The organism is Lentzea sp. NPDC036949 (assembly GCF_055608075.1).
The window spans coordinates 266,195-290,805 of record NZ_JBVJRA010000010.1 but is presented as its reverse complement, the minus strand read 5'-3'; the positions used below and the strand labels follow the sequence as shown (position 1 = coordinate 290,805).

The following is a 24,611-nucleotide window of genomic DNA, read 5'->3' as shown; positions in this document are numbered from 1 at the left end:
GCGAGGTAACTTGATGCCGCGATGCACGCCAACGACCCGCAGGAGGCCGTGATGACCCGGCCGTCCGCGCAGGACCAGAGCGGATGAGCAGCACCGTGGGCATCGACCTGGACGGCTGGCAGCGCCTGGTGGACGGGCTGCGCGAGGCGGTCCTCGTCGTCGACCCCGCCGGTGCCGTGCGGGTGCGCAACGCCGCGGCCGCCGAGCGGTTCCCCCGGCTGTCCCCCGGCGAGCACCTCGACGTGCACGTCGCCGGCCGGCAGCTGGACCTCGGTGACGGCTGGAGTGCCTGGTACTTCACGGACTCCGCGCTCGACCACGCCCACCTGCGGCTCGCGGGCGGCACGTCGCGGGAGACGACGCTCAAGACCATCGTGCAGCTCGCGGCCGAGCTGCTGGGCGAGCACTGCGTGGCCGTCGTGCCCGCGACGCGCGACCGGCTGGAGTGGTGGCGGTGCGGTGGCGGCGAACCCACGGTCACCCGCACGCCGCGCCGGGCGACGGTGCTGGCGGAGGTCCTGACCGGCACCTCGACGCTGACGAGGATCACCTCCCTGGGTGACGGCAGCTGGGGCGTGCCGGAGGACTTCGGCACCGCACTGGCCGTGCCGCTGGGCGTCGGGGGAGCGCTGGTCGTCGTCCGACGGGGTGAATTCCCGCCGAACGACGTCGAGCGAGTGCGGTTGTTCGGCAAGCACGCGGCGGCGGCGCTGGAGTCGTCGTCGAAGCTGACCGAGCAGCGGCGGATGATCGAGGTGCTGCGCTCGGCGCTGCTGCCGCTGCCGCTGCCCGAGCTGCGCGGTGCCTCGCTCGCGTCGGTGTACCTGCCCGCCCACCAGCGGGCGGAGGTCGGCGGCGACTTCTACGACGTGCACCCGCGCACCGACGGCTCGGCGACGTTCGCGCTGGGCGACGTCTGCGGCCACGGGCTGGAGGCCGCGGTCCACAGCGGACGGGTGCGGCAGTCGCTGCAGGCGCTGTCGCTGGTCGAGACGAACCCGGTGCGGCTGCTGCACCTGCTGAACACCTCGCTGCGCGCCACCGGCTCCAAGCTCTTCACCACGATCGTCGTCGGCGAGCTGGTGCCGCTCGCGTCCGGGGGAGTGCGGCTGTCGCTCGCGTCCGGGGGCCACCCGTCGCCGCTGGTGCTGCGCGCGGACGGCACGGTGCAGGAGATCAGCGCCCCCGGTGCGATCGTCGGCATCCTGGCCGACGTCCGGTTCACCGGCGAGCAGGTGACCCTGGCACCCGGCGACACGCTGCTGCTCTACAGCGACGGGTTCACCGAGGCCCGCGCGCACACCGACCGCAACGAGCTGTTCGGCGAGCAGCGGCTCCGCGCGGTGCTCGAGGAGTGCAAGGGGCTGCCGGCGGAGGAGATCGCGCGGCACTGCCAGGAGGCGGTGCTGCGGTGGCTCGGCAGCGGCGACCACGACGACCTCGCCCTGCTCGCGGTCCAGGCCGTGTGAGCTCGCCCAGGTGACGAGCGTCCCCGGTCCGCGCACCGGGCACGGCGGCCGCCGGTGCTACGCCGACCCGGTGTTCGCCGACGTCATCTGAGTGCCGACGACGGACAGCAGCCGCAGCTTCTCGTGGCTCTCGCTGCCCGGCGTGGCGGTGTAGACGAGCAGGAAGTGGTGCTGGTCGGGGTCGAGCAACGTCTGGCAGTGCAGCTCGAGCGCGCCGACGGCCGGGTGGACGTACCGCTTGACCTCGCGCGGGCGCAGGCCGATCTCCTGCCGGTCCCAGACGGTCCGGAACTCCTCGCTGGTCGCCAGCAGGAGGTCGGCGTAGTGCGCGGCCCGCGAGCCCGGTCCGCGCCGGGTCAGGGCCTCCCGCAGCCCCGAGGCGAACATGCGGCCCAGGAACGCGTGGTCGGCTGGCTCGTACAGCGCCCGCGACGACGGGTCGCTGAACCAGCGGAAACCGAGGCTGCGCTCCGGTCCGGTGCGGGCGGCCGCGTCACCGGTGAGCGCGACGCCGAGCGGGGTCTGGCGCAGCGTCTCGCCCAGCTCGGTGACGACCTCGGCCGGGGTGTCGTGCAGGCGGTCGAAGATCCGGGCGAGGCCGGGGCTCACGTGGTCGCTGGTCCCGCCCCTGCCCGGCGGTGGGTGGCCCGCGAGGCGGAACAGGTGGTCGCGCTCATCGAGGGACAGGTGCAGGCCCTGGGCGATGGCGGCGATCATCTGCTCGGACGGGTGCGGCCCGCGTTCCTGCTCCAGCCGCGCGTAGTAGTCGGCGGACATGCTGCAACGGGCGGCGACCTCCTCGCGGCGCAGGCCGCTGGTCCGGCGGCGCCGCCCGCGCGGCAGGCCGATGTCCTCCGGCTGCAGCGCCTCCCTGCGGTGCCGCAGGAACGCGGCCAGCCCGGCTCGGTCGATCACGGCGTCTCCTCTCGCTGTCCCCTTTCTAACGCTCACGCCCCGCCGTAGCCACGGACTCCCAGGTCCTGGATGTGCGCGCGCCGTCCGTCCACGGTGGAACGGAGAGACCGCGGACGAACCAGGGGAGTGTGCGATGAGCAGGAAGTTCGACGTCGAGGTGCCGGACCTGACCGGGAAGCGTGCGGTCGTCACCGGCGGCAGCGACGGGGTCGGGCTCGGCATCGCCGGACGGCTCGCGGCGGCGGGGGCCGAGGTCGTGCTGCCCGTCCGCAACCCGCGCAAGGGCGAGGCCGCGCTCGCCGAGATCCGGCGGCGGACACCCGGCGCGACCGTCTCGCTGCGCTCGCTCGACCTGTCCTCGCTGCGCTCGGTCGCCGCGGTGAGCGCCGAGCTGCTGGAGGAGGGCGCGCCCGTGCACGTCCTCGTGAACAACGCGGGCGTCATGACCCCGCCCGAACGGCAGACGACCGCCGACGGGTTCGAGCTCCAGTGGGGCACCAACCACCTCGGCCACGTCGCGCTCGTGACGGCGCTGCTGCCGCTGCTGAAGGCCGGCCGCGCCCGCGTCACCTCGCAGATCAGCATCGCCGCCAACCAGAACGCCATCAACTGGGACGACCTGAACTGGGAGCGCTCCTACAGCGGCGGCAAGGCCTACAGCCAGTCGAAGATCGCACTGGGCCTGTTCGGGCTGGAGCTCGCGCGCCGCAGCGAGGCGGGCGGCTGGGGGATCACGAGCAACCTGGCCCACCCCGGCGTGGCACCGACGAACCTGCTCGCCGCCCGCCCCGAGGTCGGCCGCGCGAGCGACACCCCGGCCGTGCGCCTGATCCGCGTCGCGTCCGCGGTCGGCGTGCTCGGCACCGTGGAGTCCGCGCAGCTGCCGGCTCTGCTGGCCGCCACCGCGCCGCACCCCGCGCCGTTCTACGGCCCGACCCGCTTCGGGCACCTCAGCGGCCCGCCCGCAGAGCAGGCGCTCTACAGCCGCCTGAGGTCCGCCGACGAGGCCCGGCGCGTCTGGGAGGTGTCCGAGGAGCTCGTCGCTAGTGCGTTGACCACATAGGTTCGCCGGGTTGGTCAGGCTGCTCGTGGTCGGCCCCAGCGTTGGTGGCGTTCGCTGCGGATGCGTGCTCGTTCGCGGCGTTGAGCGGCGAGGACGTCGGGGTGGCGGGCGTTGGCGTTGCGCCAGCGCAGGTGTTGTTGAAGCCGGCGTGCCAGAACGGTGTGGTTGGGGTGGTCGGAGTTGGCGATGACGAAAGTGCGCAGTGGTCCGAACTGCGGCTCGATGGGGTTGGCCCAGGAGGCGTAGGTCGGGGTCAGGCAGATCTCGACGTTGTTGTCGGCGGCCCATGTGAGGATCTTCGGGGTTTTGTTGGCCGACAGGTTGTCCATGATCACGTAGATCGGTGCGCCGTCCGGTCTGGCCGCCCTGATCGATTTCAGGGCGGCCAGGCTGTGGTCGCCGCCTTTGCGGCGGCGGGTGACGCCCCAGAGCGTGTCGTCGCCGACGGAGTAGCAGCCGTGGAAGTAGCGGATGCCGTGCGTGCGTCGGTAGGTCGCCGGAATCCGGTCGGGACGCGTGCGCGGTGCCCAGCCGCAGCCGTGGTGCGGGCGGATCGACAGCGGCCCGAACTGGTCGAAGGCGAAACACCGCCGTGGGAAGCGGGTCAGGACTTCGTCGATGCGGTCGAGCTTGGTGTCGAAGGCCGGATCGTTGGAGGTCTTCCAGGTCCGGGTGCGCTGGAAGCTGATGCCGTGACTGTGCAGGATCTGCCGAAGCCGCTCACGGCCGATCCGCACCCGCCGATCGGGGTTGCGGTGCAGGTGGGCGGCGAGTTTGCGCAGGCTCCAGCGAGTGAAGGGCAGGCCCGCCCCGGCAGGGCGGGCCTTGGCCGTCGCCACGACGAACGCGATGTCGTCAGGGCTGATCAGGCGGGGACGGCCTCCCGCCCACCTAGGGTCCAGCGCCGCCAGGCCGCGGGCGTTGAAGTCATGAATCACGTCTCGCACCGTGTCGGCGTCCGCCGCGACCAAGCGCGCGATCGACGGCGCGGGCGTCCCGGACGACGACGCCAGGATGATCATCGCCCGGCGCATCCGGATCGTGCCCTGTTTGCCCCGACGCACATAGTTCAGCAGGCGGCGGCCCTCGTCCTCGGTCAATCGACGTGCTCTGACCGGCTCGGCCATCGACCCGTCCTCATGCTCGGCGGCCACTACGTCACCGCCGAGCATGGGATCACCACAAGCCTGCGTCAGGGATCTTGTCCGGCGTGTCCCCAACCCGGTGAACGTATCTGGTCAACGCACTAGCGGACTCCGTGCGGGCGGAACTGGACGCTGATGCGCGGCCCGACGACCTTCGCGGTCTTCGGGATGGCGTGCTCCCACGTGCGCTGGCACGACCCGCCCATCACCAGCAGGTCGCCGTGGCCCAGCGCGTACCTGTGCGTCTCGCCGCCGCCGCGGGGCCGGAGCAGGAGCGCGCGCGGCGTGCCGACGGACAGGATCGCGACCATCGTGTCGTCGGTGGCGCCGCGGCCGATGGTGTCGCCGTGCCACGCGACGCTGTCGCGGCCGTCGCGGTAGTAGCAGAGGCCGGCGGTGGTGAACGGTTCACCCAGCTCGGGCCGGTAGTGCTCCGAGAGGGCGGCACGGGCGTTCGTGAGCACGTCCGAGGGCAGCGTGCCGTAGTAGAAGCAGAGCAGGCGTGGCACGTCGACCACGGTGTCGTACATCTGGCGGCGTTCTGCCCGCCACGGCACGGTCTCGACCAGCTCGTCGAACACGGCGTCCGCGCCGGAGAGCCAGCCGGGCTGCACGTCGACCCAGGCGCCGTGGCCGAGCTCGGTGCGGCGCGGGGCGAGCGGGGCCAGGACCGGCTCCGCTTCCAGGTCGAAGAGAGATCCCTGGCGCATGGCGCGCAGCCTAGTCGAACAGGTGTTCTACGACCACTCAGGGTCGCAGCACGGCGCAGACCGCGTCCGCGACCAGGTCGCGGGCCGCTGCCAGGTCGAACACGCCGAGCAGGAACCGGCGCACCGACTCGTGCGCCGGACCCATCGCCACGGGTTCCAGCGCCCACGGCGGCACGGTCCGCAGCTCGCCCGTCTCCATTCGCGCCAGGAACCACGTCAGCACCGGGGCGAACTCCGCCTGCTTGGCCACGGGGTCGGCGTGGTCCGGTGCGGCGTAGAGGAACCGCGCACGGCTGGGGTTCGCGGTGACCCAGTCGAGGTAGCGCAGCGCCAGGTCGCGGACGGCCGCGAGGGCGGGCCGGTCGTCGAGCGCGGGGGTCATCGCGGCGACGCAGCGGCCGTAGGAGTCGGCGTAGAGCTGTGCGAACACGCCCGCGCGGCTGCCGAAGTGGTGGTAGATGCTGCCGTTCGACATGCCGGAGCGCTCGGTCAGCGCCGCGATGGTGACGGCGTCGAGCCCGCCCTCCTCGACGAGCCGCAGCGCCGCGTCGAGAAGGGACTGTCGTCGGTCGGCCATGGGGGTTAGAGTACCGCTCTGGAGCAACGCTCCAGAGAAGGGGAGAGCAATGGCGCTGTCGATTCCCGGCCTCCTGCGCGACCGGGTCGCCCGCACGCCCGGTGCCGAGGCGGTGCGGTACCGCTCCGGTACCGGCTGGGTCTCGCTGACCTGGGCGGAGCTGCAGGACCGCGTGGCGCGCGAGGCGTTCGGGCTGCGCGAGCGGGGGCTGCGGCGCGGCGACCGGGTCGCGCTCATGGGCCGCACGAGCATCGAGTGGATCGTCACCGACCTCGCCGTGCTGGCCGCCGGTGGCGCCACCACCACGATCTACCCCAACAGCACCGCCGCCGAGGTCGCGCACATCGTCAGCGACTCCGGCAGCAAGCTCGTGGTCGTCGAGACCGACGAGCACGCGGCGCTGGTGCCGGACCTCGACGTGCTGCGGTTCGGCGCGGTCCCGCAGGCCGACGGCGACTACGCCGCGCTGATCGCCGAGCTGAGACCGGACGACCTCGCGACGCTGATCTACACCTCCGGCACGACCGGCACCCCGAAGGGCGTCGAGCTCACCCACGCGAACTGGGTGACCACCGCGGAGGCCATCGCCTCGCTGGGCATCCTGCGCGAGGACGACCTGCACTTCCTGTGGCTGCCGCTGTCGCACGCGTTCGGCAAGGTGCTGACCATGGCGATGATCGCCGTGGGCGCCGCCACCGCCGTCGACGGCTCGGTCGAGCGGATCGTGGACAACCTCGGCGAGCTGCGGCCGACGATCGTCGCCGCCGCCCCGCGCATCTTCGAGAAGATCCACGGCCGCATCGTCACCGGCGCGCGGGAGAAGGGCGGGCTCACCGAGAAGGTCTTCCGCTGGGCCGACCGCGACCACGGCGCCGCGACCCGCTGGCTCGCCGACCGGCTGGTGTACCGCAGGCTGCGCGACCGCGTCGGCGGCCGGATCCGCTACTTCGTCTCCGGCTCCGCCCCGCTCGCCGGTGAGATCGCCGAGTTCTTCTCCCGCGCGGGCATCACGATCCTGGAGGGCTACGGCCTCACCGAGTCGTCGGCGGCCACGTTCTTCAACCGCCCCGGCATGATCAAGATCGGCATGGTCGGCCCGCCGATCCCCGGCACCGAGGTGCGGATCGCCGACGACGGCGAGGTGCTGCTGCGCGGCCCCGGTGTCATGCGCGGCTACCACAACCGCCCGGACGCCACCGCCGAGGCGCTCGTCGACGGCTGGCTGCACACCGGTGACATCGGCGAGGTCGACGACGCGGGCCGGCTGCGGATCACCGACCGCAAGAAGGAGCTCATCAAGACCTCCGGCGGCAAGTACGTCGCCCCGGCCCCGGTCGAGAGCCTGCTGAAGGCCGCGTCCCCCTACATCAGCAACGTCATCGTGCACGGCGACCGCCGCAGGTACTGCGTGGCGCTCGTGACGCTGGACCCGGACACGCGGGCGGGGCTGCCGGACCCGGAGGCCGAGATCGGGCGCGCGGTGGAGGTCGTCAACGCGCAGCTGCCGCGGCACGCGACGATCAAGCGGTTCGCGGTGCTGGAGGAGGACTTCAGCGTCGAGGACGGGTTGCTGACCGCGTCGCTCAAACCCCGCCGCCGGGAGATCGAGAAGCGGTACGCGTCCACATTGGACGGCCTGTACTAGACGCCTGTGCGGGCTCGTTCGGGGCGCGCCTCGAACGGAGCCCGCACGGGCGGTGGGTGCTCAGTCGCAGACGGCGCCGCGGGACGCCGAGCCGACCAGCTTCGCGTACTTGGCGAGCACGCCGCGCTGGTAGCGCGGGGGCAGCGGGGCCCACCCGTCACGGCGGCTGTCGAGGTCCGCGTCCACGTCGAGGGTGCCCTCGGCGACGTTGAGCGTGATGCGGTCGCCGTCCTGGACGAACGCGATGGGCCCGCCGTCGACGGCCTCCGGGGCGACGTGACCGACGCACAGGCCGGTGGTGCCGCCGGAGAAGCGGCCGTCGGTGAGCAGCAGGACGTCCTTGCCCAGGCCCGCGCCCTTGATGGCCGCGGTGATCGCCAGCATCTCGCGCATGCCGGGACCGCCCTTGGGACCCTCGTAGCGGATCACCACGACGTCGCCCGCGGTGATCGTGCCGTCCTCCAGGGCGTCCATGGCGGCGCGTTCGCGGTCGAAGACCCTGGCGGTGCCGGTGAAGACGTCCGAGTCGAAGCCCGCGGACTTGACCACGGCGCCGTCCGGGGCGAGGGAGCCCTTCAGGATGGTGATGCCGCCGGTGCGGTGGATGGGCCTGTCCAGGGCCCGCAGGACGTTGCCGTCGGGGTCGGGCGGGGCGATGTCGGCGAGGTTCTCGGCGACGGTCCGGCCGGTGACGGTGAGGCAGTCGCCGTGCAGCAGGCCCGCGTCCAGCAGCGCCTTCATGACCACGGGCACGCCACCGATGCGGTCGACGTCGGTCATCACGTGCCGGCCGAACGGCTTGACGTCCGCCAGGTGCGGCACACGCGCGCTGATGCGGGTGAAGTCGTCGAGGCTGAGCTCGACCTCGGCCTCGTGCGCGATGGCGAGCAGGTGCAGGACGGCGTTGGTGGAGCCGCCGAACGCCATGACGACCGCGATGGCGTTCTCGAACGCCTCGCGCGTCATGATCTGCCGTGCGGTGATGCCCTTGCGCAGCATCTCCACGACCGCTTGGCCGGACCTGCGCGCATAACCGTCGCGGCGGCGGTCGGTGGCCGGTGGCGCGGCACTGCCGGGCAGGGACATGCCGAGCGCCTCCGCCGCGCTGGCCATGGTGTTCGCCGTGTACATGCCGCCGCACGCGCCCTCGCCGGGGCAGATCGCGCGTTCGATCAGGTCCACGTCCGCGCGGCTCATCAGCCCCCGCGCGCACGCGCCCACGGCCTCGAACGCGTCGATGATGGTCACCTCGCGTTCGGTGCCGTCGGTCAGCGTGACCCGGCCCGGCAGGATCGACCCGGCGTAGAGGAACACGCTGGCCAGGTCCAGCCGCGCGGCCGCCATCAGCATGCCCGGCAACGACTTGTCGCACCCGGCCAGCAGCAGCGACCCGTCGAGGCGCTCCGCCTGCATCACCGTCTCGACGCTGTCCGCGATCACCTCCCGCGACACCAGCGAGAAGTGCATGCCCTCGTGGCCCATCGAGATGCCGTCCGACACCGAGATCGTGCCGAACTCCAGCGGGTACCCGCCGGCCGCGTGCACCCCGTCCTTGCCGGCCTTCGCGAGCCGGTCCAGCGACAGGTTGCACGGCGTGATCTCGTTCCACGACGACGCCACACCGATCTGCGGCTTCTCCCAGTCCTCGTCGCCCATGCCGACGGCCCGGAGCATGCCGCGCGCGGCGGTGCGCTCCAAGCCGTCGGTGACGTCCCGGCTGCGTGGCTTCACGTCTGTCATGCCACGAACGGTAGTGCCAATCAGGCGGGATTCGCCGCATGGGTGAGCGTTTCCCACGCGACGAACAGGTTGTCCGTCCCCTGTGGACGCTGGCTCTCGGTGTAGCGCTGGGTGTTCGCCATCCCGATCCCGAGCCGGGTGCTCAGCGCGGTGAAGCTGACCTCGCTCGTCGGCCCGAGGTGGCGGTTGAGCGTGCCACCGCACAACCAGCTCGGCATCGGCTCACCGTTCTGGTACCTCGTGTGCAGTCCCCACGCGTGGCGCATCCGCTCCCGGATCTCGCCCCAGAGGTCCTGGCCCTGGTGCCTGGCGGTCTCCGCGAAGTGCGCGGCGGCCGCGAGCCCGTAGGCGGTGTGGGTGAAGTCCCGGCACGTCTCCTGGGTGAGCCCGTCGACGAACGTGTCCTGGCCGTACCAGTAGGAGATGATCTCGTCCCTGGTGTCGACGGCACTGCCCGGCCGCGTCTTCGGCAGCGCTCCGTCACCGGTCAGGTAGATGAACGCGGGAAGGCGTCCGCGGAAGATCCCGACCGCCCTGTCGTAGACGGCCCGGTCCTCCAGGAACACGGCGATGCCCAGCGTCGCCTCCATCATGCTGAGCTCCCAGTTGCCGGCGGTGTCGACCCGGCCGTTCCCGATCTCCGGCAGGTACACGTCGCGCAGCATGGTGGCGAACCGGCCGCTGTTCGGCCAGTTCCCGCGGACGTGCTCGATGATCTCGGCGGCCTTGGGCCAGCTGCTCGCCGACCACGCCGTCTGCAGCGGGGCGTTGGAGCCGGTGTGGTCGCGGATGGTGGCCGACCAGGCGTCCATGAGCTGGATCGCCTTCTGCGCGTAGCGGTCGTCGCGGGTGATGTACCAGGCGAGCGACATCGTGTACGCGGCGATGGCGTCCTCGCGCTCGTCGGTGCAGCCGAGGTTCGGGTTGGAGTAGGAGCCGCACTCGACGACGGCCCGCGGCTTCGGGACGCGGTTCAGGTCGGCGTACTTGCTCGCCATCATGCGGTCGTAGGCCGTCTTCCACGGCTGGGCGCCGGCCTGGACCTTGGCGCGGACGAAGTCGAGCTGCGGGCGGGAGACGACGACACCGGGGTGGGTGAAGGTGGCAGGAGCGGCGGTCGCCGTCGTGGTGGCCGGGGCGATGAGGGACGCGAGCAGTGCGATCAGCACCGCGCAGGAACGGGTGACCATGCGGACCAGTGTCAGAGGTGTGGACCTTCGCCGTCAAAGACCGGCGCAGATTTTTAGGAACGGTCGTTCTTGACTGATCGTTCCCGAAAACGCTAGGGTCGTGACATGGGACGACGGAGGTCTTTCGACGTGGACGAGGCCGTGGCGGCGGCTGCGGACCTGTTCGCCCGCCGGGCCTACGACGGGGTCTCGATCGACGACCTGGTGACCCACACCGGCGTGCACCGCAACAGCCTCTACGGCGTGTTCGGCAGCAAGCGCGGGCTGTACCTCGCCGCGCTGCGCCACCACGTCGAGCAGGACGTCCGCCCGCGGCTGGCCGAGGCGGCCGGAGCGGGGCACGTGCCGGGGTGGGACCTGCTGCTGCTCGCGGCGGTCGACCGGGCGCGCGAGGACCCCGAGGTCGCCGGGCTCGTGTCCGCGGTCCTCGGCGAGGTCGACGCGGCGACGGGGGACCCGAGCGCCACCGAGGAGCTGCTGGGGCGGTGGCTGCGCCACCGGGCGACCGGCGACGGCGTTCCCGACAACGACGAGGCACCGGGAACGGTGCAGGGTGAGGAGAGCTGACGTGGCGGTCATCAGTGTGCAGGGCGAGGACCTGGTCGTGGAGATGGAGGGCCTGGACAAGCTGTGGGCGTTGAAGAGCAGGCTGACCATCCCGCTGGCGAACGTGCGGGGCGCGACGGCGGACCCCGGGATCGCGGGTGAGCCGAAGGGGCTGCGGGCGCCGGGGACGCACCTGCCGGGGGTGATCACGGCGGGCACGTTCCACCGGGATGGCGAGAAGGTGTTCTGGGCGGTCCGCGACGGCAAGAACGCCGTGGTCGTGGAGCTGGCCGACGAGCAGTTCACCCGGCTCGTGGTCGAGGTCGACGACCCGCGCGAGGCCGTGGCCCTGGTCGAGAAGGCGATCCGCCGGTGATCGGCAAGGTCGCGGTGGCGCTGGTGGCCGTGGTCTCCGCCGCGGCGGGCGTGGCACCGCCCTTCGTCGCGGGCACCGCCTCCGCCGTCGCCCACACCGCGCGGCACGGCTCCTGGGTGCCCGCGCACGACGAGGAGGTGTCGTTCGTCGTCGACGGCACGACCACCTGGGGAACGCTGCACGTGCCGGCGCGCCGCCGCGGTGAGCGCCTGCGCGCCGCGGTGCTGCTGCCCGGCAGCGGCCCGACCGACCGCGACGGCAACCAGCCACCCGCGCTCATGGCGAACACGCTGCGCGACCTCGCCGGAGTGCTGGCCGCCGACCGGGTCGCGACGCTGCGGTTCGACAAGTACGGCACCGGCCGCACGGGATCGTCCGGCAGGCCGCGGCCGCACGCGACCTGCTGCACCGCCGTCCTGAGGTCGACCAGCGCCGGGTGGCGCTCGCCGGCCACAGCGAGGGCGGCATGACGGCGCTCGTGGTCGCCGCGCAGGCGCCTCGGCACCGCCGGGCCGCCGCGCTGGTCATGTTGCAACCGCAGGCGTTGCGGTTCCTGGACGTGCTCGCGATGCAGCTGCACGGCCAGATCGCCCAGCTGGTCGCGTCCGGGCAGCTGTCCGAACAGGACGCGGCGGTGATCGACCGCGCGGTCGACACGGCCGTGACCGACCTGCGCACCGGCCGGGCGGTCGACACGACGGCCATGCCACCGGCGCTCGCCGCGCTGTTCGGCTCGCTGGCCGGCCCGAACCGGAAGTTCGTGGTGAGCGACGACGCGGTCAACCCGCCCGACGTCGCCCGCACGCTGCCGCCGCGCACGCCCGTGCTCGTCACCTGCGGCGAGCTCGACCCGCAGGTGCCGTGCCACACCACGGACCAGCTCGTGTCCGTCGTGGGCGGCCGGGTGGTCCTGCCCGGTGCGGGGCACGCGATGACCACGGCCGACGGGACGTTCTCACCCGTTCTCGTGCACAGCCTCAAGGCACTGCGGTGGTGACGGGTAAATCCTGAGTGGACAGAGCGGACCCTGGCTCTGCCGGCGCCTGCAAGTACCACCAACTCAACATCAACAAGCACTTTTCTACTACCAACTGCGCCGTCGGCCGTCCGTAGACCTGGAACCTGGTTCGACGGGTGGTGACCATGTTGGTGGTAGTCAGCGGCGATTCGATCATGTGTTGGTGGTACTTGCAGACGCCTGGGCAGCAACGAGGGGGCGGGCCAGGTGCTCAGCGGGTCACTCGCGGCACTTCTTGCCCGTGTTCACGCAGTTGACCAGACGGTTCATGATCTTCTGCGACATCACGTTCGCGAAGTCGTCGTGGTCGGTGAGCGGGTTGTGCTCCTCCTCCGGGAAGGAGTCGACCAGGTAGCGGCCCTCCTTCTGGACGTCGAGCGGGATGTCGTAGGTCAGCGAGATGCGCAGCTGCGGCACGGCCTTGAAGCCCTGCTTGCAGCGGCCGTTCTGGTCGGGGAACACGATGTGGTCGCGGTGGTTCGCGGAGTCGATGTTCTTGCCGTCCCAGCAGCTCGGGAAGTCGTGGACCCGCTTGACCTTCGCGCCCTGCGGGCAGATCGGGTACTTGTCCATCAGGACCTTGTCCTCGAACCCGGTGCAGGTCCAGGAGGCCCTGGCGTTCTTCGGGCCGTTCTGGCCCGCCTTGGCGTCGCCGTAGAGCACGCGGAGGAACTTCGGCATCGCGGTGACCTTGCCGACGGGCGAGCCGCGGAAGGTCAGGTCGACGACGGCCGGGCGCTGGATCTCGCCCTCGTTGCCCTCGAGCTCGTTCTCGGCGTTCTCCTCGGCGTTGTCCTGGTCCTTCTTGCCCTCGGTGCCCTCGGCCTGGGCGTTGTCGCTGTTCTGGCCGCCGTTGTCGAGGCCCTGCTCACCCTGGGCCTGGTCCTTGACGGCGCAGGCGGCGGCCGGGTTCAGGTCGGGGGCCTGCCGGCCCTGGCGGCTGAACGCCAGCATCATCCGGTCGAGGATGGCGGCGCGCTTCTCGCGCGTCGGGCCGACGATGACGTTGTCGCGGTCGGCGGCCTTGGTGGCGGCCACCTTCTTCTCGGCCTCCTCGGTCACCTTCTCGATGTTCTCGAGCTCGCGGTCGATCTCCGCCTGGGCCGCGTCCGGCACGTCCTCGGGCAGCAGCGACGCGACGTCGGGGCATTCGAGGCGGGCCTCGGCCTTGGCGGCCTTGTCCTCGTCCTGCTGGGCCTTGTCGTCCTTCTTCGGCGGAACCTGCTCGCCGCCCTCCGCGGCCTCCTCCTCGTCGATGATGCGCACGACGGGCCAGAAGTAGGCGGACCTGTCACCGTTCTTGCAGGTCGTGCCGGCGGCCTGGAGCGACTTGTTGTTCGAGTCCGCGTTCGTGGACAGGTTGCCGACGTAGTCGTGCAGGTGCTGGGCGCCGTTGCGGACGCCGGGCTGCGCGATGAAGTTGTCCGGGTTGAAGTGCCCGTTCTCGTTGCGGCCGCAGTTGACGGTGAACGTGCCGGTGGTGGCGTTCTGCTGCTGCCTGGGTTTCTTGACGTTCGGCTTCACCTTGGTGATGTCGACGAACAAGCTCTTGTCCGCACCGTCGGCGAGCGCGGCGCCATCAGAAGAACTGATGGCCACCACCGCGGCGCCGCCAGCGACCACGGCCATCGCCGCGGCGGCAGCGGTGAGCCAGATCGTGGATTTCCTCCGGTGAATAGCCATGTGCCACCTCGTGGTAGTCCGGAAAAACGGCATGCTGAAGAAGGCGGCGATGAGCCGCGTGTTCGGTTCGAGCTCGGTGTGCGGTCAGTGAGAACGGGAACTGCGTCGTGACTTCTTCTTCGACCGGGAAATCATCCGCATTCCGACCAGGGCCAGTGCCAGAACGGCGATGGCGCCGAAGAAGACGCCGTTGTTGTCGCCGAAGACGCCCTGTTCCGCGGTGCGGGTGAACCTGGTGCCCTCCGGCACGGTCGGGATCACCCCGTCGGTCGGGTTGACCGAGGCGTCCGCGTCGGCGGCGTCCGTCGTGCCCGCCGGGTCCGGGGTCCCGGACGCCGCGGTCGGGGGAGCGAGCGGTTTCGGCGACTCCAGTCCGGCGAAGTCGACGCGACCGGTGTCCTCCAGCACCTTCATGTGGTCGAAGACGGTGATCATCGCCTGCGTGGAGAGGATGCGGATGAGCTCGTTCTTCGTGCCCGCGCGGATCTGCGCCGCATAGGCGTAGACCTTGCCGTGCGCCGCGCGGAGCCGGTTGGCGAAGACGGCGTCGAACTCGTCACCGGTCGCCGCGTCCATCTCGGCGAGCCAGCCCTTCTGCTCGTCGGAGGCCTCGGTGGGCAGCGTGTGGCCGAGCAGCACGCCCGCCCTGTTCACCACGTTGTCCAGCAGCGTGTGGCCCTCGACGAGGTGCTTGCTCGCCTCCAGGATCTTGGGCTGGTCCGGCCGTTTGGCCCTGCCCTTGTCACCGGCGGGCTTCTCCCACAGACCGGCCTGCTTGACGCGGTTCATGAAGTCCCGGTCAGCGGGACCGAGCGGCCCCCACTGCGTCTGCACGACCTCGTCACCCGTGCCGGCGCTGCCGGGCGGCGGGGTGGAGATCGGCGTCGACGGGTTCGCGGGTTGGCCGATCGCGCTCCCGGTGCTGAGCAGCACGGCCAGCGCACAGCCGGCCAGCGCGACGAGCAGTCGCGCCGGCATTGCCAGGTCCATGGGGAGTCGCACGAACGGGAGTACGGCCGGGGGCAGGAGCGCGCCTCAGTTCGAGACCCCGGCGTTATCGAACCGTTATCCGGACCCGCGCAACCCGGCCGCGCGGCTCCGACCTACCGTGAACGCCATGAGCAAGCGTTTCGTGGCGTTGGGGGACTCGTTCACCGAGGGAGTGGGCGACGACGACGCCGGTCGACCGAACGGTGTCCGCGGCTGGGCCGACCGCGTGGCCGAGGTGCTGGGTGCGGCGGACCCGGAGTTCGGCTACGCCAACCTGGCCGTGCGTGGCCGCCTGCTGCCCCAGGTGCTGGGGGAGCAGCTGGAGCGGGCCCTCGCGATGAAGCCGGACCTCGTGTCCCTGTACGCGGGCGGCAACGACCTGATGCGCCCCAAGGTGGACATCGACGGCCTGATGCGCCGGTACCGGGCCGCCGTGGCGCGGCTGACCGTCGCGGGCGCGCGCGTGGTCCTGTTCACCGGCGTCGACGGCGCGGACGACCCGGTGTTCCGCCGGATGCGCGGCCGGGTGGCCATCTACAACGAGCACGTGCGCGCCATCGCGGCCGAGCACTCGTGCGTCTTGGTCGACATGTGGTCGATGCGGCAGCTGCGGGACCGCCGGATGTGGTCGGTGGACCGCCTGCACCTCAACGCGCTGGGGCACCGCGAGGTCGCGATCTCGGTGCTGGACGGCCTCGGTGTGCGGCACTCGCTGGAGCGGACCGTGCTGGACATCGCGCCGCTGGTGGACCGGCGGGTGCGGCGCGCGGAGGACCTGCGGTGGGCGCGCGAGCACGTCGTGCCGTGGGTGGTGCGGCGGCTGCGCGGGCAGTCGTCGGGGGACGTCGTCCGGCCGCGGTGGCCGGAGCTGTCGCCGCCGTCGTGAGCCGATCTTTCCTGCCGCGAGAACGTGTTGTGGCAACTAGCGTGCTGTGAGCGCGTAGGCGGGCAACGGCACGTTGCCGTGCTTGGCCGCCGACTGCCGCAGCAGCTCCTTGGCCAGCCCGTCCGGTGCCTCGTGCAGGGCGATCGCGACCTCCCAGTCGGCGTCCTGCAGCTCGCCGGTGTCCACGTCGGACACCCGCTCGACCTCCCACCCCGTGCGGCCCAACGCGTCGAGCACCGTCGCGCGGGTCAGCGGTGCGCGCACGTTGACGTCGGTGTCCCCGGTGATCCGGTCCTGGGCGAGCACGGCCAGCAGGTGCGGCAGTTGGTCCACCGCGGCGGGCTGCGGGTCCCACTCGGCGAACGCGAGCCGGGCGCTCAGCTCACGCGCCTTCGCCAGGGTCCGTTCGAGCAGGCCCGCGGACGCGAAGTACCAGGAGCAGTGCGCCAGCACGACGAGGTCGTACCCGGTTCCGACGTCGTCGGTCAGGACGTCGGTCTCGAACCGCATGTCGATCCGCGCACCGAGCGGTCCGTCGAGCAGGTGCCGGGCGGACTGGCCGACGGTGACCGGCGCGCCGTAGTCCCGCGACGCGACGTCGACGCCCACGACCGTCCCGTTCGGACCGGCGAGGTCGGCGAGCACGGCGGTCATGTCGCCTTGCCCGCAGCCGATCTCCAGAATCCTGCCACCGACGGGGATTTGCCAGTTTTCGGCCAGTTGCAGGCGGTATCGGGTCTGCACGACCTGGATGTCCGGACTGGCGGCCCAAGCGGCCATGTGTCGCGCGATCTCTGCTGCCCTCATCGCGACCGAGACTAGACGTGCGCACCCTTGAACCAATGGTCCAGACCAGTTAACGTGCTCGCCATCACGTATCCCTGCACGTGAAGGAGCACCATGAAGAGGTTTCGCTGGCAGTTCCTGACCATCGGGGTGGCGGTCGCCGCCGTGGTCGGAGGCGTGCTCGCCGCTCCCGCGAGCGGTGCGACAGGCGTGACGGCCGCGTTCACCAAGACGTCCGACTGGGGCGGCGGCTACGAGGCCAAGTACACGATCGGCAACGGCGGCTCGACCGCGCTCACCTCGTGGACCCTGGAGTTCACGCTGCCGAGCGGGCAGTCGATCGCGTCGCTGTGGGACGGCACCTACACCGCGAACGGCCAGACCGTCACGGTGAAGAACAGCTGGAACGGCAACGTCGGCGTCGGCGGCTCGACCAGCTTCGGCTTCACCGTCCGCGGCTCCGGCGGCAGCCCCACCGGCTGCAAGATCAACGGCGCGTCGTGCGACGGCACCGGTGGCACGACGACGACCACCACCAAGACGACCACCACGACGACTTCGACCACGACCACGTCGAACCCGCCGCTGCCCGGCACCGGCCGCGGCGCGCCCTACCTGTACCTGGGCTGGGGCAACCCGCAGAGCGCCACGCAGGTCATGAGCCAGACCGGCGTCAAGTGGTTCACGCTCGCGTTCGTGCTCTCCGGCGGCGGCTGCACCCCGTCGTGGGACGGTCAGCGCCCGCTGACCGGCGGTGTCGACCAGCAGACGATCAACGCGGTCCGCGCGGCCGGTGGTGACGTCGTGCCGTCGTTCGGCGGCTGGAGCGGCAACAAGCTCGGCCCGAACTGCTCGACGCCGGAAGCGCTGGCCGGCGCCTACCAGAAGGTGATCGACACCTACGGCCTCAAGGCCATCGACATCGACATCGAGAACTCCGACGAGTTCGAGAACACCACCGTGCAGGACCGCATCCTGACCGCGTTGAAGATCGTCAAGCAGAAGAACCCCGGCATCCAGACGATCGTCACGTTCGGCACCACGACCACCGGGCCGAACTTCTACGGCGCCCGGCTGATCGACCAGGCCAAGGCGCTCAACGCGAACGTCGACGTGTTCACGATCATGCCGTTCGACTTCGGCAGCTCGAACGTCCGCACCGACACGATCGGCGCGGCCACCGCGCTGAAGAACAAGCTCAAGTCGACCTTCGGCTGGAACGACGCCGAGGCGTTCAAGCACGTCGGCATCTCCGGCATGAACGGCCTGTCCGACCAGCGCGAGGTGACCAGCGTCGAGGACTGGACCGCGATCCGCGACTGGTCGAAGGCGAACGGCCTCGGGCGCCTGGCGTTCTGGGCGGTCAACCGCGACCGCGGCGGCTGCGACGGCCAGGTGGCGGACCAGTGCTCCGGCATCGCGCAGGCCGACCTGGCGTTCACGAAGATCACCGCCGGTTTCTAGGCGACACGGCCGGTTCCCGGTCGAGCACGAGCCGTCAGCGCCGTTTATTCGGTGGCGCTGACGGCTTACGCTTGTGCCATGCGTCGACGACATTGATCTTCAACTGATCTGACCAGGACCGCGACGGCGTGGGCGTGGTGTTCGCACCTCCTCCCGATCTACGCGCTGTACGCGTTGCTCTTCGCCGACAGCGGGCTGTCGGACGCCCACATCTCGGTGCTGCTCGCCATCTGGTCGACCACCGCGGTGGTCTTCGAGGTGCCCTCGGGCGCGATCGCCGACCGGTTCTCCCGGCGCGGCTCGCTGGTCGCCGCCGGGGTGCTGCAGGCACTCGCGCACGCGGCATGGGTGGTGTTCCCGTCGTTCTGGGGCTTCGCGGCCGGGTTCGTGCTGTGGGGGCTCGGCGGCACGCTCACCTCCGGTGCGTTCGAGGCGCTGCTGTACGACGGTCTGGCGGCGAACGGGGACGAGGAGTCGTACGGGCGGCTCAACGCCCGTGTCGACACCGTCGAGCTGATCGCCCAGGTGCCGGTCGCCGTGGTGGCCACGGTGCTGTTCTCGCTCGGCGGCTACTCGCTGGCCGGGTGGGTGAGCGTGGCGATGTGCCTGCTGTCGGCCGTGATCGCGCTGCGGTTCCCCGAACCGGACAGGGAGCCGGCGCCCGGCGAGGACGGGTACCTCGCGACCCTGCGCACCGGGCTGCGCGAGGCGGTGCCGGTCAGGCGGGCCGTCATCGCGGTCGCGCTGGTGTACGCGATCGACGCCTTCGAGGAGTACTTCACGCTCCTGGCCCACGACTGGCACGTGCCCACGGTGTGGGTGCCGCTGGCCACGATCGGGGTGCCGCTGATGGGTGCGGCCGGTGCGTCGCTCGCGGGCAGGCTGCCGTGGCGCGGCTGGGTGCTGTTCGCCGCGGGTGGCGTGCTGGTGCTCGCGGCCGTGCTGGCGGTACCGGCGGCGATCGTCCTGCTGGGACTGTTCTACGGGCTCTACCGGTTCGTGCTCGTGCACGTGGAGACCGAGTTGCAGCACCGCATCGACACCGACGCGCGGGCCACCGTGACGTCGGTGGCCGGGATCGGGTCGGAGTTCGTGGCGTACGCGGTGTACGCGGCGTGGGTGCTCGGGTCGGCCGTGGCGGTCGGGGTGCTGGTGCTGGTGGTCGCGGTGGTGGTCTCGCTGCGGAGGTGACCGGTGGGCGTGCGCACCCCGGCGGTCAGGCCGGGTTCGACCCGGGCGGAGAGGGACAGGCCGGCCGAGCACGCTGCCGAGGCCGGCCGTTCGACGTCCGCGGGGGAGCTGACGTGCCGATTCCACCGGCGCGGGCGTAACGCCAGGACCGTCCGAACAGATCGAACCTCACAAGCCGGACAATCCGCGGAGGCCGCCGTGTTCGTCGTCCAGATCTTCCTGCCGCTGGCGTTGGCCCTGGTCATGTTCGGCCTCGGCCTCACGCTCACCACCGGGGACTTCGCCAGGGTCGCGAGATATCCCAGGGCGGCCGTCATCGCTCTCGTCTGCCAGGTGGTGGTGCTGCCCGCGATCTGCCTCGGCCTGGTGCTCGCGTTCGGGCTCCAGGGCGTGCTCGCGGTCGGCATGATGCTGCTCGTCGCGTCGCCGGGCGGCACGTCGGCGAACCTGTTCAGCCACCTCGCGGGCGGCGACGTCGCGCTCAACATCACGCTGACGGCGATCAACTCCGTGCTGGCGGTGTTCACGCTGCCGCTGGTGGTCGGGCTGAGCATGGCGCACTTCATGGCGGACAGCGCCGAGGTCGGGCTGCAGCCGGCGAAGTTCGTGCAGGTCTTCGCGATCGTGCTGGTGCCGGTGGCGATCGGCATGTTGGTGCGGCGCAGGTTCGAGGCGTGGGCGCTGCGGATGAACGACCCGGTGCGCGTCGCGTCGGTGGTGGTGCTGGTGCTCGTCATCATCGCGGCGATCGCGCAGGCCCACCGGCAGCTGCTCGACAACATCACCACGCTCGGCCCGGTGGCGTTGCTGCTGAGCGTCTTCAGCCTGCTGATCGGCTACTACGCGCCCAAGGCGTTCAACGTCGACCGCGGGCAGGCCGTCGCCAGCGCCATGGAGATCGGCATCCACAACGCCACGATCGCGATCACCCTCGCCCTCACCGTGCTGAACGACGAGACGATGGCGATCCCGCCCGCGGTGTACGGCGTGCTGATGTACCTGCCGGCGGCGATCGCGGCGAAGTTGCTGGCGCGGAACAGGACCGCGGTCGGCTGAAGCGGTTGCGGCTGTGGCTGGGTTGAGCGTGACATGCGTTCAACCACAACCACAACCACAACCACAACCACAACCACATTGCTCGCGGCCGTTCGCCGCGCCCCCGTCGGGGAGAACCGCTGGCGCGACCCGCAGCCCGCCCGGCCCTGGCAGGGCGTCCTGAAGGCGGACCGGCCAGGTCCGCGGTGCGACCAGGCAGAGGACTGCCTGTACCTCAACGTCACCAGGCCGCCGCGGGCCGCGCACCGGCCGGTGCTGGTCTGGGTCCACGGCGGCAGCTTCACCACCGGCGCCGGAGCCGACTACGGCGTCGAACGACTGGTGCGCCGGGGTTCCGTCGTCGTCGTCACCGTCAACTGCCTCCTGGGTGCCTTCGGGTACTTCGGCTTCCCCGGGCTCGCCGGGTCCGGCGCGTTCGGGCTGTGCGACCAGCAGGCCGCGCTGGAGTAGGTCCAGCGCAACATCCGGGGCTTCGGCGGTGACCCGCACAACGTCACGCTGTTCGGGGCGTCGGCGGGCGGGCTCTCCACGTGCGCCCAGCTGACCTCGCCCCGGACGCGCGGGTTGTTCCACCGGGCGATCATCCGGAGTGGACCGTGTCAGTTCGGCACCCCGGCGGGGGAGGGCCGGGTCCAGCACGCCTGGGCCCACCGCGCGGACGTCGAACGGGCCGGTGCACAGGCGTCGGGCTGCCCGGACGCCGCCTGCCTGCGCGCGCTCAGCTTCGAACAGGTGCAGGCCTTGACGCCGTTGTTCTCCTCACCCGCGCACGGCACGGAGGCGTTGCCGGAGAACCCGGTCACGGCACTGCGGGAGGGCCGCTTCCACCGGGTCCCGGTGCTCGCCGGAACCGCTCGCGACGAGTTCTCGGTGTTCGCCGCGATGTTCTTCCCACCGCTCGACGCCGCCGGGTACGAGCGGGCGCTGGTCGAGGGGTTCGGCCCGGCCGGGGCACAGCGGGTCCTCGCCGCCTACCCACCGCGCGGTGGCGACGAACGGGTGCCGCTGTCCGCGGCGCTCTCGGACATGACCTCGGTGTGCCCGACGGCCGAGTTGCGCGCGCAGACGCACGCGTTCGGCTACGAGTTCGCCGAACCGGACCCGCCGATGACCTTCCAGGGGATGCCGGAGTTCCCGTGCGGCGCCACCACGGCTCGGAGCTGCCGTCCCTGTTCGGCTACGGCGGCGGCGGCGTCGAGCTCACCGCGCGGCAACGGGCGCTGGCGGACGAGATGGCCGGTGTGTGGACGCGGTTCGCGCGCACCGGACGTCCCGGCTGGGCCCGCCAGGACGTCCGGGTCTTCGCGACCGGGCAGGTCGCACCGGCCGACCACCGGTGTGACCTCTGGACCGGCTGAGCGATCCGAGCGGCGCGCGTCCGTGCGACCTGCCGGATGCGCGCAAAGCCGTGCCGCGGCAACCACGCCCGGCCCGGCGCCGGCTCGCCGACCACTTCCGCACCGGCTACCGCGCGGCGCTAACGGTTGAGGTCGCGGTACTTCAGCACCGACAGCGGCCAGAAGACCGCCACGAACACGGCGGGCCACAGCACGGCCAGCAGCACCGAGTGCTGCGCCGCCCAGGAGTCACCGCCGACACCGGGGTTGCCGAACAGCTCCCGCGCCGCGGCCACCGTGGACGACAGCGGGTTCCACTCCGCGACCACGCGCAGCCAGCCCGGCATCAGCTCCGGCGAGACGAACGTGTTCGCGAACATCGTCAACGGGAACAGGAACATCCACGACGCCTGCGCCGCCGCCGGCTTCACCAGCAGGCCGACGTAGATGCCGACCCAGACCAGCGCGAACCGCAGCCACAGCAGCAGTGCGAACGCCAGCAGCGCGTTGACCAGCCCGTCGTGGAACGACCAGCCGATCACCAGTCCGCACAGCGCGAGCACGAGCAGCTCCAGCGAAGAGTTGACCAGGTCGGCGATGCTGCGCCCGGCCACCACCCCGGTCTGCGACATCGGCGAGGCGCGGAACCGGTCCGTCACGCCCCGGTCGGCGTCCATCGACACCATCAGCAGCGTGCTGCCGACGCCGAACGCGACGGTCTGGCCGAACATGCCCGGCAGCAGGAACTCGATGTAGTCGCCGCCGCCGAAGACGTTCATGGCGCTGCCGAACACCAGCCCGAAGATCAGCACCGAGATGACCGGGTAGGCGAGGTTCGCGAACACCCTGACCGGTTCGCGCACCCAGTGGACGAGCTCCCTCTTGGCGACGACCCACGAGTCGACCGCCGCGTACCCGGCCGCGTTCACGCCCGCGCCTCCGCCCGGTGGCCGGTGATCGCCAGGAAGACCTCGTCGAGCGTCGGCCGCCGCAGTGCGATGTCCTCCGCCTCCACCCCGCGGGCCGCCAGCGCGGAGGTCACCCGCGTCAGCGCCGCCACCCGGTCCGCGACCGCCGCGCTCACGCGGAACGCGTCGTGGTCGACCTCGGCGTCCGGTCCGAGCACACCGGCCACGACCGGCAGCTCCTCCGCGGTGCGGACCACGACCTCGATCCGGTCGCCGCCGAGCGTGGACTTGAGCTGGTCGGGCGTGCCCTGGGCGGCGACCCGGCCGGTGTCGAGCACCACGACCTGGTCGGCGAGCTGGTCGGCCTCGTCCAGGTACTGCGTGGTCAGCAGGACCGTCGTGCCCTCGGCGACGACCCGCTTCACCTCCCGCCACACCTCACCGCGGTTGCGCGGGTCGAGCCCGGTCGTCGGTTCGTCCAGGAACAGCACCGACGGCCGCGTGATGAAGCTCGACGCGAGGTCCAGGCGCCGCCGCATGCCGCCCGAGTAGGCCTTCACGCGCGTGTCGGCGGCATCGGTCAGACCGAACTGCGCCAGCAGCTCCTCCGCGCGGGCGTGGGCCTCCTTCCTGGACAGGTGGTAGAGCCGCCCCCACATGACCAGGTTCTCCCGGCCGGTCAGCACGTCGTCCACCGTGGACTGCTGACCGTTCAGCGCCACCTGCCGCCGCACCTGCGGCGCCTCCCGCGCGACGTCGTGGCCCGCCACCTCGGCCCGGCCGCCGTCCAGCCGCAGCAGCGTGGCCAGGATGCGCACCGCCGTCGTCTTGCCGGCGCCGTTGGGCCCGAGCAGGCCGCACACCGTTCCCGCCGGCACCGCCAGGTCGAACCCGTCGAGCGCCGCCTTCCCGCTGAACCCCTTGCGCAGGCCTTCCGCGAGCACCGCGTGTCCCACGTCCTCACCCCCGTGACTGAACTGTGTACAACGTATACGAGGTGTACGTTGTACACGGTTTTAGGATTCACCGGCAAGTGCGGTGTGGACGAGGGGGCTGGGTGAAGCAGAGCGACCGGGACCGCAGCGTGCGCCTGCTGTGGGCGCCGCCGGCGGAGCCGACCAGGGGACCGAAGGCGGCGCTGAGCCAGTCGCGGGTGGTCGGGGCGGCGATGGAGGTGGCCGACGCCGAGGGGGTCGACGCGCTCACCATGCGCCGGGTCGCCGAGGCGCTGGGCAGCACGGCCATGGCGCTGTACCGGCACGTGCCGGGCAAGTCGGAGCTGCTCGACCTGATGGTCGACGCGGCCTGGGGCGAGACCGAGCGCACCCCGCCCGGACCGTGGCGGGAGGGCCTGGAGTTCTTCGCGCGCCAGATGTGGGCGATGTACCGCGCGCACCCGTGGATGCTGCAGCTCACCACCTCGCGGGTCATGCCGGGACCGCACGCCATGACCCGCCGGGACGCGGCCTACGCCGCCGTCTCGCAGCTGGGGCTGCGGCCGGAGGAGATCGTGGCCGTGGTGACGGCGGTCGCCCACCACGTCGACGGGGTCGGCCGCGCGATGGCCGACCGCGTGCGGACGGAACGCGAGACCGGGGTGTCCGAGGAGGACTGGTGGACCGGCAGGGAGGCGCTCTGGGAGCACTTCACGCCGGACCGGCTGCCGATGATGACCCACATCTGGAACACGGGCGGTTTCGAACGGCCGCTGGACGAGTTCGAGTTCGGTCTCGCACGTCTTCTCGACGGTCTCGCGGTGTTCCTGGAATCCGGAGAACGACCGGTGGTTCGTCGAGAGACGTGCCAGTAGTCCTGTGTGCCCGGTGAGGTGGACTTGAGTCGGCCGTTCGAGTGAAATGCGCTGTTCAGCGCACCGGTGAACCGGAGTCGAGCGGTTGCGTAATGCCATTGTTATG

General features: G+C 71.4%; 24 protein-coding genes and 1 pseudogene. 14 read left to right on the top strand and 11 right to left on the bottom strand.

The features are described 5' to 3' along the window. Positions 1-83: 83 nt before the first annotated feature. Positions 84-1,469 carry a PP2C family protein-serine/threonine phosphatase gene (locus tag ACZ7CD_RS27680; RefSeq protein WP_360396417.1) on the top strand — a complete coding sequence of 462 codons (1,386 nt, stop codon included), beginning with the start codon at positions 84-86 and terminating at the stop codon, positions 1,467-1,469. A gap of 57 nt (positions 1,470-1,526) precedes the next feature. Here the strand turns inward: ACZ7CD_RS27680 and ACZ7CD_RS27675 are convergent, their stop codons facing one another. Further along, the gene (locus ACZ7CD_RS27675; RefSeq protein ID WP_458434364.1) at positions 1,527-2,384 is read right to left on the bottom strand and encodes a helix-turn-helix transcriptional regulator; all 858 of its coding nucleotides are present in this window, start codon (positions 2,382-2,384) and stop codon (positions 1,527-1,529) included. A 133-nt stretch (positions 2,385-2,517) separates the two neighbouring features. Here ACZ7CD_RS27675 and ACZ7CD_RS27670 point away from each other — a divergent pair, with 133 nt between their 5' ends. Next, a complete protein-coding gene (locus ACZ7CD_RS27670) occupies positions 2,518-3,447 on the top strand; it encodes an SDR family oxidoreductase (protein WP_470380037.1) in 930 nt (309 codons plus the stop codon). A 14-nt stretch (positions 3,448-3,461) separates the two neighbouring features. Here the strand turns inward: ACZ7CD_RS27670 and ACZ7CD_RS27665 are convergent, their stop codons facing one another. From ACZ7CD_RS27665 to ACZ7CD_RS27655, 3 genes are all read right to left on the bottom strand, one after another. After that, positions 3,462-4,574, bottom strand: coding sequence for an IS630 family transposase (locus tag ACZ7CD_RS27665; RefSeq protein WP_470380054.1), 1,113 nt, complete (start codon positions 4,572-4,574; stop codon positions 3,462-3,464). A gap of 119 nt (positions 4,575-4,693) precedes the next feature. Continuing rightward, positions 4,694-5,302 carry an alpha-ketoglutarate-dependent dioxygenase AlkB gene (locus tag ACZ7CD_RS27660; protein WP_360396422.1) on the bottom strand — a complete coding sequence of 203 codons (609 nt, stop codon included), beginning with the start codon at positions 5,300-5,302 and terminating at the stop codon, positions 4,694-4,696. Positions 5,303-5,339: 37 nt separating this feature from the next. Next, on the bottom strand, positions 5,340-5,879 hold the full coding sequence (locus ACZ7CD_RS27655; protein ID WP_470371198.1) for a TetR/AcrR family transcriptional regulator: 540 nt from the start codon (positions 5,877-5,879) through the stop codon (positions 5,340-5,342). Between the two features lie 49 nt (positions 5,880-5,928). Between ACZ7CD_RS27655 and ACZ7CD_RS27650 the strand changes: the two genes are divergently transcribed. Beyond that, the gene (locus tag ACZ7CD_RS27650; RefSeq protein WP_470380036.1) at positions 5,929-7,524 is read left to right on the top strand and encodes an AMP-dependent synthetase/ligase; all 1,596 of its coding nucleotides are present in this window, start codon (positions 5,929-5,931) and stop codon (positions 7,522-7,524) included. Between the two features lie 60 nt (positions 7,525-7,584). Here ACZ7CD_RS27650 and ilvD read toward each other — a convergent pair whose 3' ends face one another. Together ilvD and ACZ7CD_RS27640 are read right to left on the bottom strand one after the other, a co-directional pair. Next, on the bottom strand, positions 7,585-9,264 hold the full coding sequence (ilvD, locus tag ACZ7CD_RS27645; protein WP_360396428.1) for a dihydroxy-acid dehydratase: 1,680 nt from the start codon (positions 9,262-9,264) through the stop codon (positions 7,585-7,587). Between the two features lie 20 nt (positions 9,265-9,284). Then, complete coding sequence (locus ACZ7CD_RS27640; protein WP_470371196.1) at positions 9,285-10,454, bottom strand: alginate lyase family protein; 1,170 nt, start codon at positions 10,452-10,454, stop codon at positions 9,285-9,287. Between the two features lie 105 nt (positions 10,455-10,559). Here ACZ7CD_RS27640 and ACZ7CD_RS27635 point away from each other — a divergent pair, with 105 nt between their 5' ends. From ACZ7CD_RS27635 to ACZ7CD_RS27620, 4 genes are read left to right on the top strand one after another with little or no spacing between them, the layout of a single operon-like run. Further along, positions 10,560-11,021 (top strand): TetR/AcrR family transcriptional regulator, encoded by a 462-nt coding sequence (locus ACZ7CD_RS27635; RefSeq protein WP_360396434.1) that lies wholly within the window; start codon positions 10,560-10,562, stop codon positions 11,019-11,021. A gap of 1 nt (position 11,022) precedes the next feature. After that, positions 11,023-11,376, top strand: a complete 354-nt coding sequence (locus ACZ7CD_RS27630) for a hypothetical protein (RefSeq protein ID WP_360396436.1) — start codon at positions 11,023-11,025, stop codon at positions 11,374-11,376. Further along, the gene (locus ACZ7CD_RS27625; protein WP_470380035.1) at positions 11,373-11,846 is read left to right on the top strand and encodes a hypothetical protein; all 474 of its coding nucleotides are present in this window, start codon (positions 11,373-11,375) and stop codon (positions 11,844-11,846) included. The genes ACZ7CD_RS27630 and ACZ7CD_RS27625 overlap by 4 nt, the downstream gene beginning before the upstream one ends. Next, on the top strand, positions 11,843-12,373 hold the full coding sequence (locus ACZ7CD_RS27620) for a hypothetical protein (protein WP_470380034.1): 531 nt from the start codon (positions 11,843-11,845) through the stop codon (positions 12,371-12,373). Before ACZ7CD_RS27625 ends, ACZ7CD_RS27620 begins: the two co-directional genes overlap by 4 nt. A 240-nt stretch (positions 12,374-12,613) precedes the next feature. On the opposite strand, the gene ACZ7CD_RS27615 is transcribed toward ACZ7CD_RS27620, so the two are convergent. Next, entirely contained in the window at positions 12,614-14,077 is a 1,464-nt protein-coding gene (locus ACZ7CD_RS27615; RefSeq protein WP_470380033.1) for a DUF1996 domain-containing protein, read from the bottom strand. A gap of 84 nt (positions 14,078-14,161) precedes the next feature. Further along, positions 14,162-15,055, bottom strand: coding sequence for a DUF4142 domain-containing protein (locus ACZ7CD_RS27610; protein WP_360396441.1), 894 nt, complete (start codon positions 15,053-15,055; stop codon positions 14,162-14,164). Between the two features lie 139 nt (positions 15,056-15,194). Here ACZ7CD_RS27610 and ACZ7CD_RS27605 point away from each other — a divergent pair, with 139 nt between their 5' ends. Further along, positions 15,195-15,953, top strand: a complete 759-nt coding sequence (locus ACZ7CD_RS27605; protein ID WP_360396442.1) for an SGNH/GDSL hydrolase family protein — start codon at positions 15,195-15,197, stop codon at positions 15,951-15,953. Between the two features lie 36 nt (positions 15,954-15,989). On the opposite strand, the gene ACZ7CD_RS27600 is transcribed toward ACZ7CD_RS27605, so the two are convergent. Beyond that, positions 15,990-16,760, bottom strand: a complete 771-nt coding sequence (locus tag ACZ7CD_RS27600; protein ID WP_470380032.1) for a class I SAM-dependent methyltransferase — start codon at positions 16,758-16,760, stop codon at positions 15,990-15,992. Positions 16,761-16,853: 93 nt separating this feature from the next. Here ACZ7CD_RS27600 and ACZ7CD_RS27595 point away from each other — a divergent pair, with 93 nt between their 5' ends. The 5 genes and pseudogenes from ACZ7CD_RS27595 (at position 16,854) to ACZ7CD_RS27575 (ending at position 21,808) form a co-directional block, all read left to right on the top strand. Then, positions 16,854-18,203, top strand: a complete 1,350-nt coding sequence (locus tag ACZ7CD_RS27595) for a cellulose binding domain-containing protein (RefSeq protein WP_470380031.1) — start codon at positions 16,854-16,856, stop codon at positions 18,201-18,203. A gap of 174 nt (positions 18,204-18,377) precedes the next feature. After that, positions 18,378-19,394: an MFS transporter gene (locus ACZ7CD_RS27590; protein ID WP_360396448.1), complete on the top strand. Its 1,017-nt coding sequence runs from the start codon at positions 18,378-18,380 to the stop codon at positions 19,392-19,394. 198 nt (positions 19,395-19,592) lie between these two features. After that, entirely contained in the window at positions 19,593-20,450 is an 858-nt protein-coding gene (locus tag ACZ7CD_RS27585; protein ID WP_360396449.1) for a bile acid:sodium symporter family protein, read from the top strand. Between the two features lie 33 nt (positions 20,451-20,483). Then, positions 20,484-21,290, top strand: a pseudogene (locus tag ACZ7CD_RS27580) (carboxylesterase family protein); the annotation flags it as partial. 296 nt (positions 21,291-21,586) lie between these two features. Then, the gene (locus ACZ7CD_RS27575) at positions 21,587-21,808 is read left to right on the top strand and encodes a hypothetical protein (protein WP_470371190.1); all 222 of its coding nucleotides are present in this window, start codon (positions 21,587-21,589) and stop codon (positions 21,806-21,808) included. Positions 21,809-21,927: 119 nt separating this feature from the next. On the opposite strand, the gene ACZ7CD_RS27570 is transcribed toward ACZ7CD_RS27575, so the two are convergent. Both ACZ7CD_RS27570 and ACZ7CD_RS27565 read right to left on the bottom strand, forming a co-directional pair. Continuing rightward, positions 21,928-22,716 (bottom strand): ABC transporter permease, encoded by a 789-nt coding sequence (locus tag ACZ7CD_RS27570; RefSeq protein WP_458431362.1) that lies wholly within the window; start codon positions 22,714-22,716, stop codon positions 21,928-21,930. Beyond that, a complete protein-coding gene (locus ACZ7CD_RS27565) occupies positions 22,713-23,651 on the bottom strand; it encodes an ATP-binding cassette domain-containing protein (RefSeq protein WP_470380030.1) in 939 nt (312 codons plus the stop codon). Before ACZ7CD_RS27565 ends, ACZ7CD_RS27570 begins: the two co-directional genes overlap by 4 nt. 101 nt (positions 23,652-23,752) lie before the next feature. Here ACZ7CD_RS27565 and ACZ7CD_RS27560 point away from each other — a divergent pair, with 101 nt between their 5' ends. After that, a complete protein-coding gene (locus tag ACZ7CD_RS27560; RefSeq protein WP_360396455.1) occupies positions 23,753-24,505 on the top strand; it encodes a TetR/AcrR family transcriptional regulator in 753 nt (250 codons plus the stop codon). Positions 24,506-24,611: the final 106 nt, after the last annotated feature.

What these genes read in the sequence shown, in the direction of transcription:
- ilvD (WP_360396428.1), bottom strand. Translation starts at nt 9,264, where the DNA reads ATGACAGACGTGAAGCCACGCAGCCGGGACGTCACCGACGGCTTGGAG.
- ACZ7CD_RS27670 (WP_470380037.1), top strand. Translation starts at nt 2,518, where the DNA reads ATGAGCAGGAAGTTCGACGTCGAGGTGCCGGACCTGACCGGGAAGCGT.
- ACZ7CD_RS27605 (WP_360396442.1), top strand. Translation starts at nt 15,195, where the DNA reads ATGAGCAAGCGTTTCGTGGCGTTGGGGGACTCGTTCACCGAGGGAGTG.
- ACZ7CD_RS27615 (WP_470380033.1), bottom strand. Translation starts at nt 14,077, where the DNA reads ATGGCTATTCACCGGAGGAAATCCACGATCTGGCTCACCGCTGCCGCC.
- ACZ7CD_RS27595 (WP_470380031.1), top strand. Translation starts at nt 16,854, where the DNA reads ATGAAGAGGTTTCGCTGGCAGTTCCTGACCATCGGGGTGGCGGTCGCC.
- ACZ7CD_RS27660 (WP_360396422.1), bottom strand. Translation starts at nt 5,302, where the DNA reads ATGCGCCAGGGATCTCTCTTCGACCTGGAAGCGGAGCCGGTCCTGGCC.
- ACZ7CD_RS27620 (WP_470380034.1), top strand. Translation starts at nt 11,843, where the DNA reads ATGACGGCGCTCGTGGTCGCCGCGCAGGCGCCTCGGCACCGCCGGGCC.
- ACZ7CD_RS27635 (WP_360396434.1), top strand. Translation starts at nt 10,560, where the DNA reads ATGGGACGACGGAGGTCTTTCGACGTGGACGAGGCCGTGGCGGCGGCT.
- ACZ7CD_RS27655 (WP_470371198.1), bottom strand. Translation starts at nt 5,879, where the DNA reads ATGGCCGACCGACGACAGTCCCTTCTCGACGCGGCGCTGCGGCTCGTC.
- ACZ7CD_RS27665 (WP_470380054.1), bottom strand. Translation starts at nt 4,574, where the DNA reads ATGGCCGAGCCGGTCAGAGCACGTCGATTGACCGAGGACGAGGGCCGC.
- ACZ7CD_RS27600 (WP_470380032.1), bottom strand. Translation starts at nt 16,760, where the DNA reads ATGAGGGCAGCAGAGATCGCGCGACACATGGCCGCTTGGGCCGCCAGT.
- ACZ7CD_RS27680 (WP_360396417.1), top strand. Translation starts at nt 84, where the DNA reads ATGAGCAGCACCGTGGGCATCGACCTGGACGGCTGGCAGCGCCTGGTG.
- ACZ7CD_RS27610 (WP_360396441.1), bottom strand. Translation starts at nt 15,055, where the DNA reads ATGCCGGCGCGACTGCTCGTCGCGCTGGCCGGCTGTGCGCTGGCCGTG.
- ACZ7CD_RS27640 (WP_470371196.1), bottom strand. Translation starts at nt 10,454, where the DNA reads ATGGTCACCCGTTCCTGCGCGGTGCTGATCGCACTGCTCGCGTCCCTC.
- ACZ7CD_RS27650 (WP_470380036.1), top strand. Translation starts at nt 5,929, where the DNA reads ATGGCGCTGTCGATTCCCGGCCTCCTGCGCGACCGGGTCGCCCGCACG.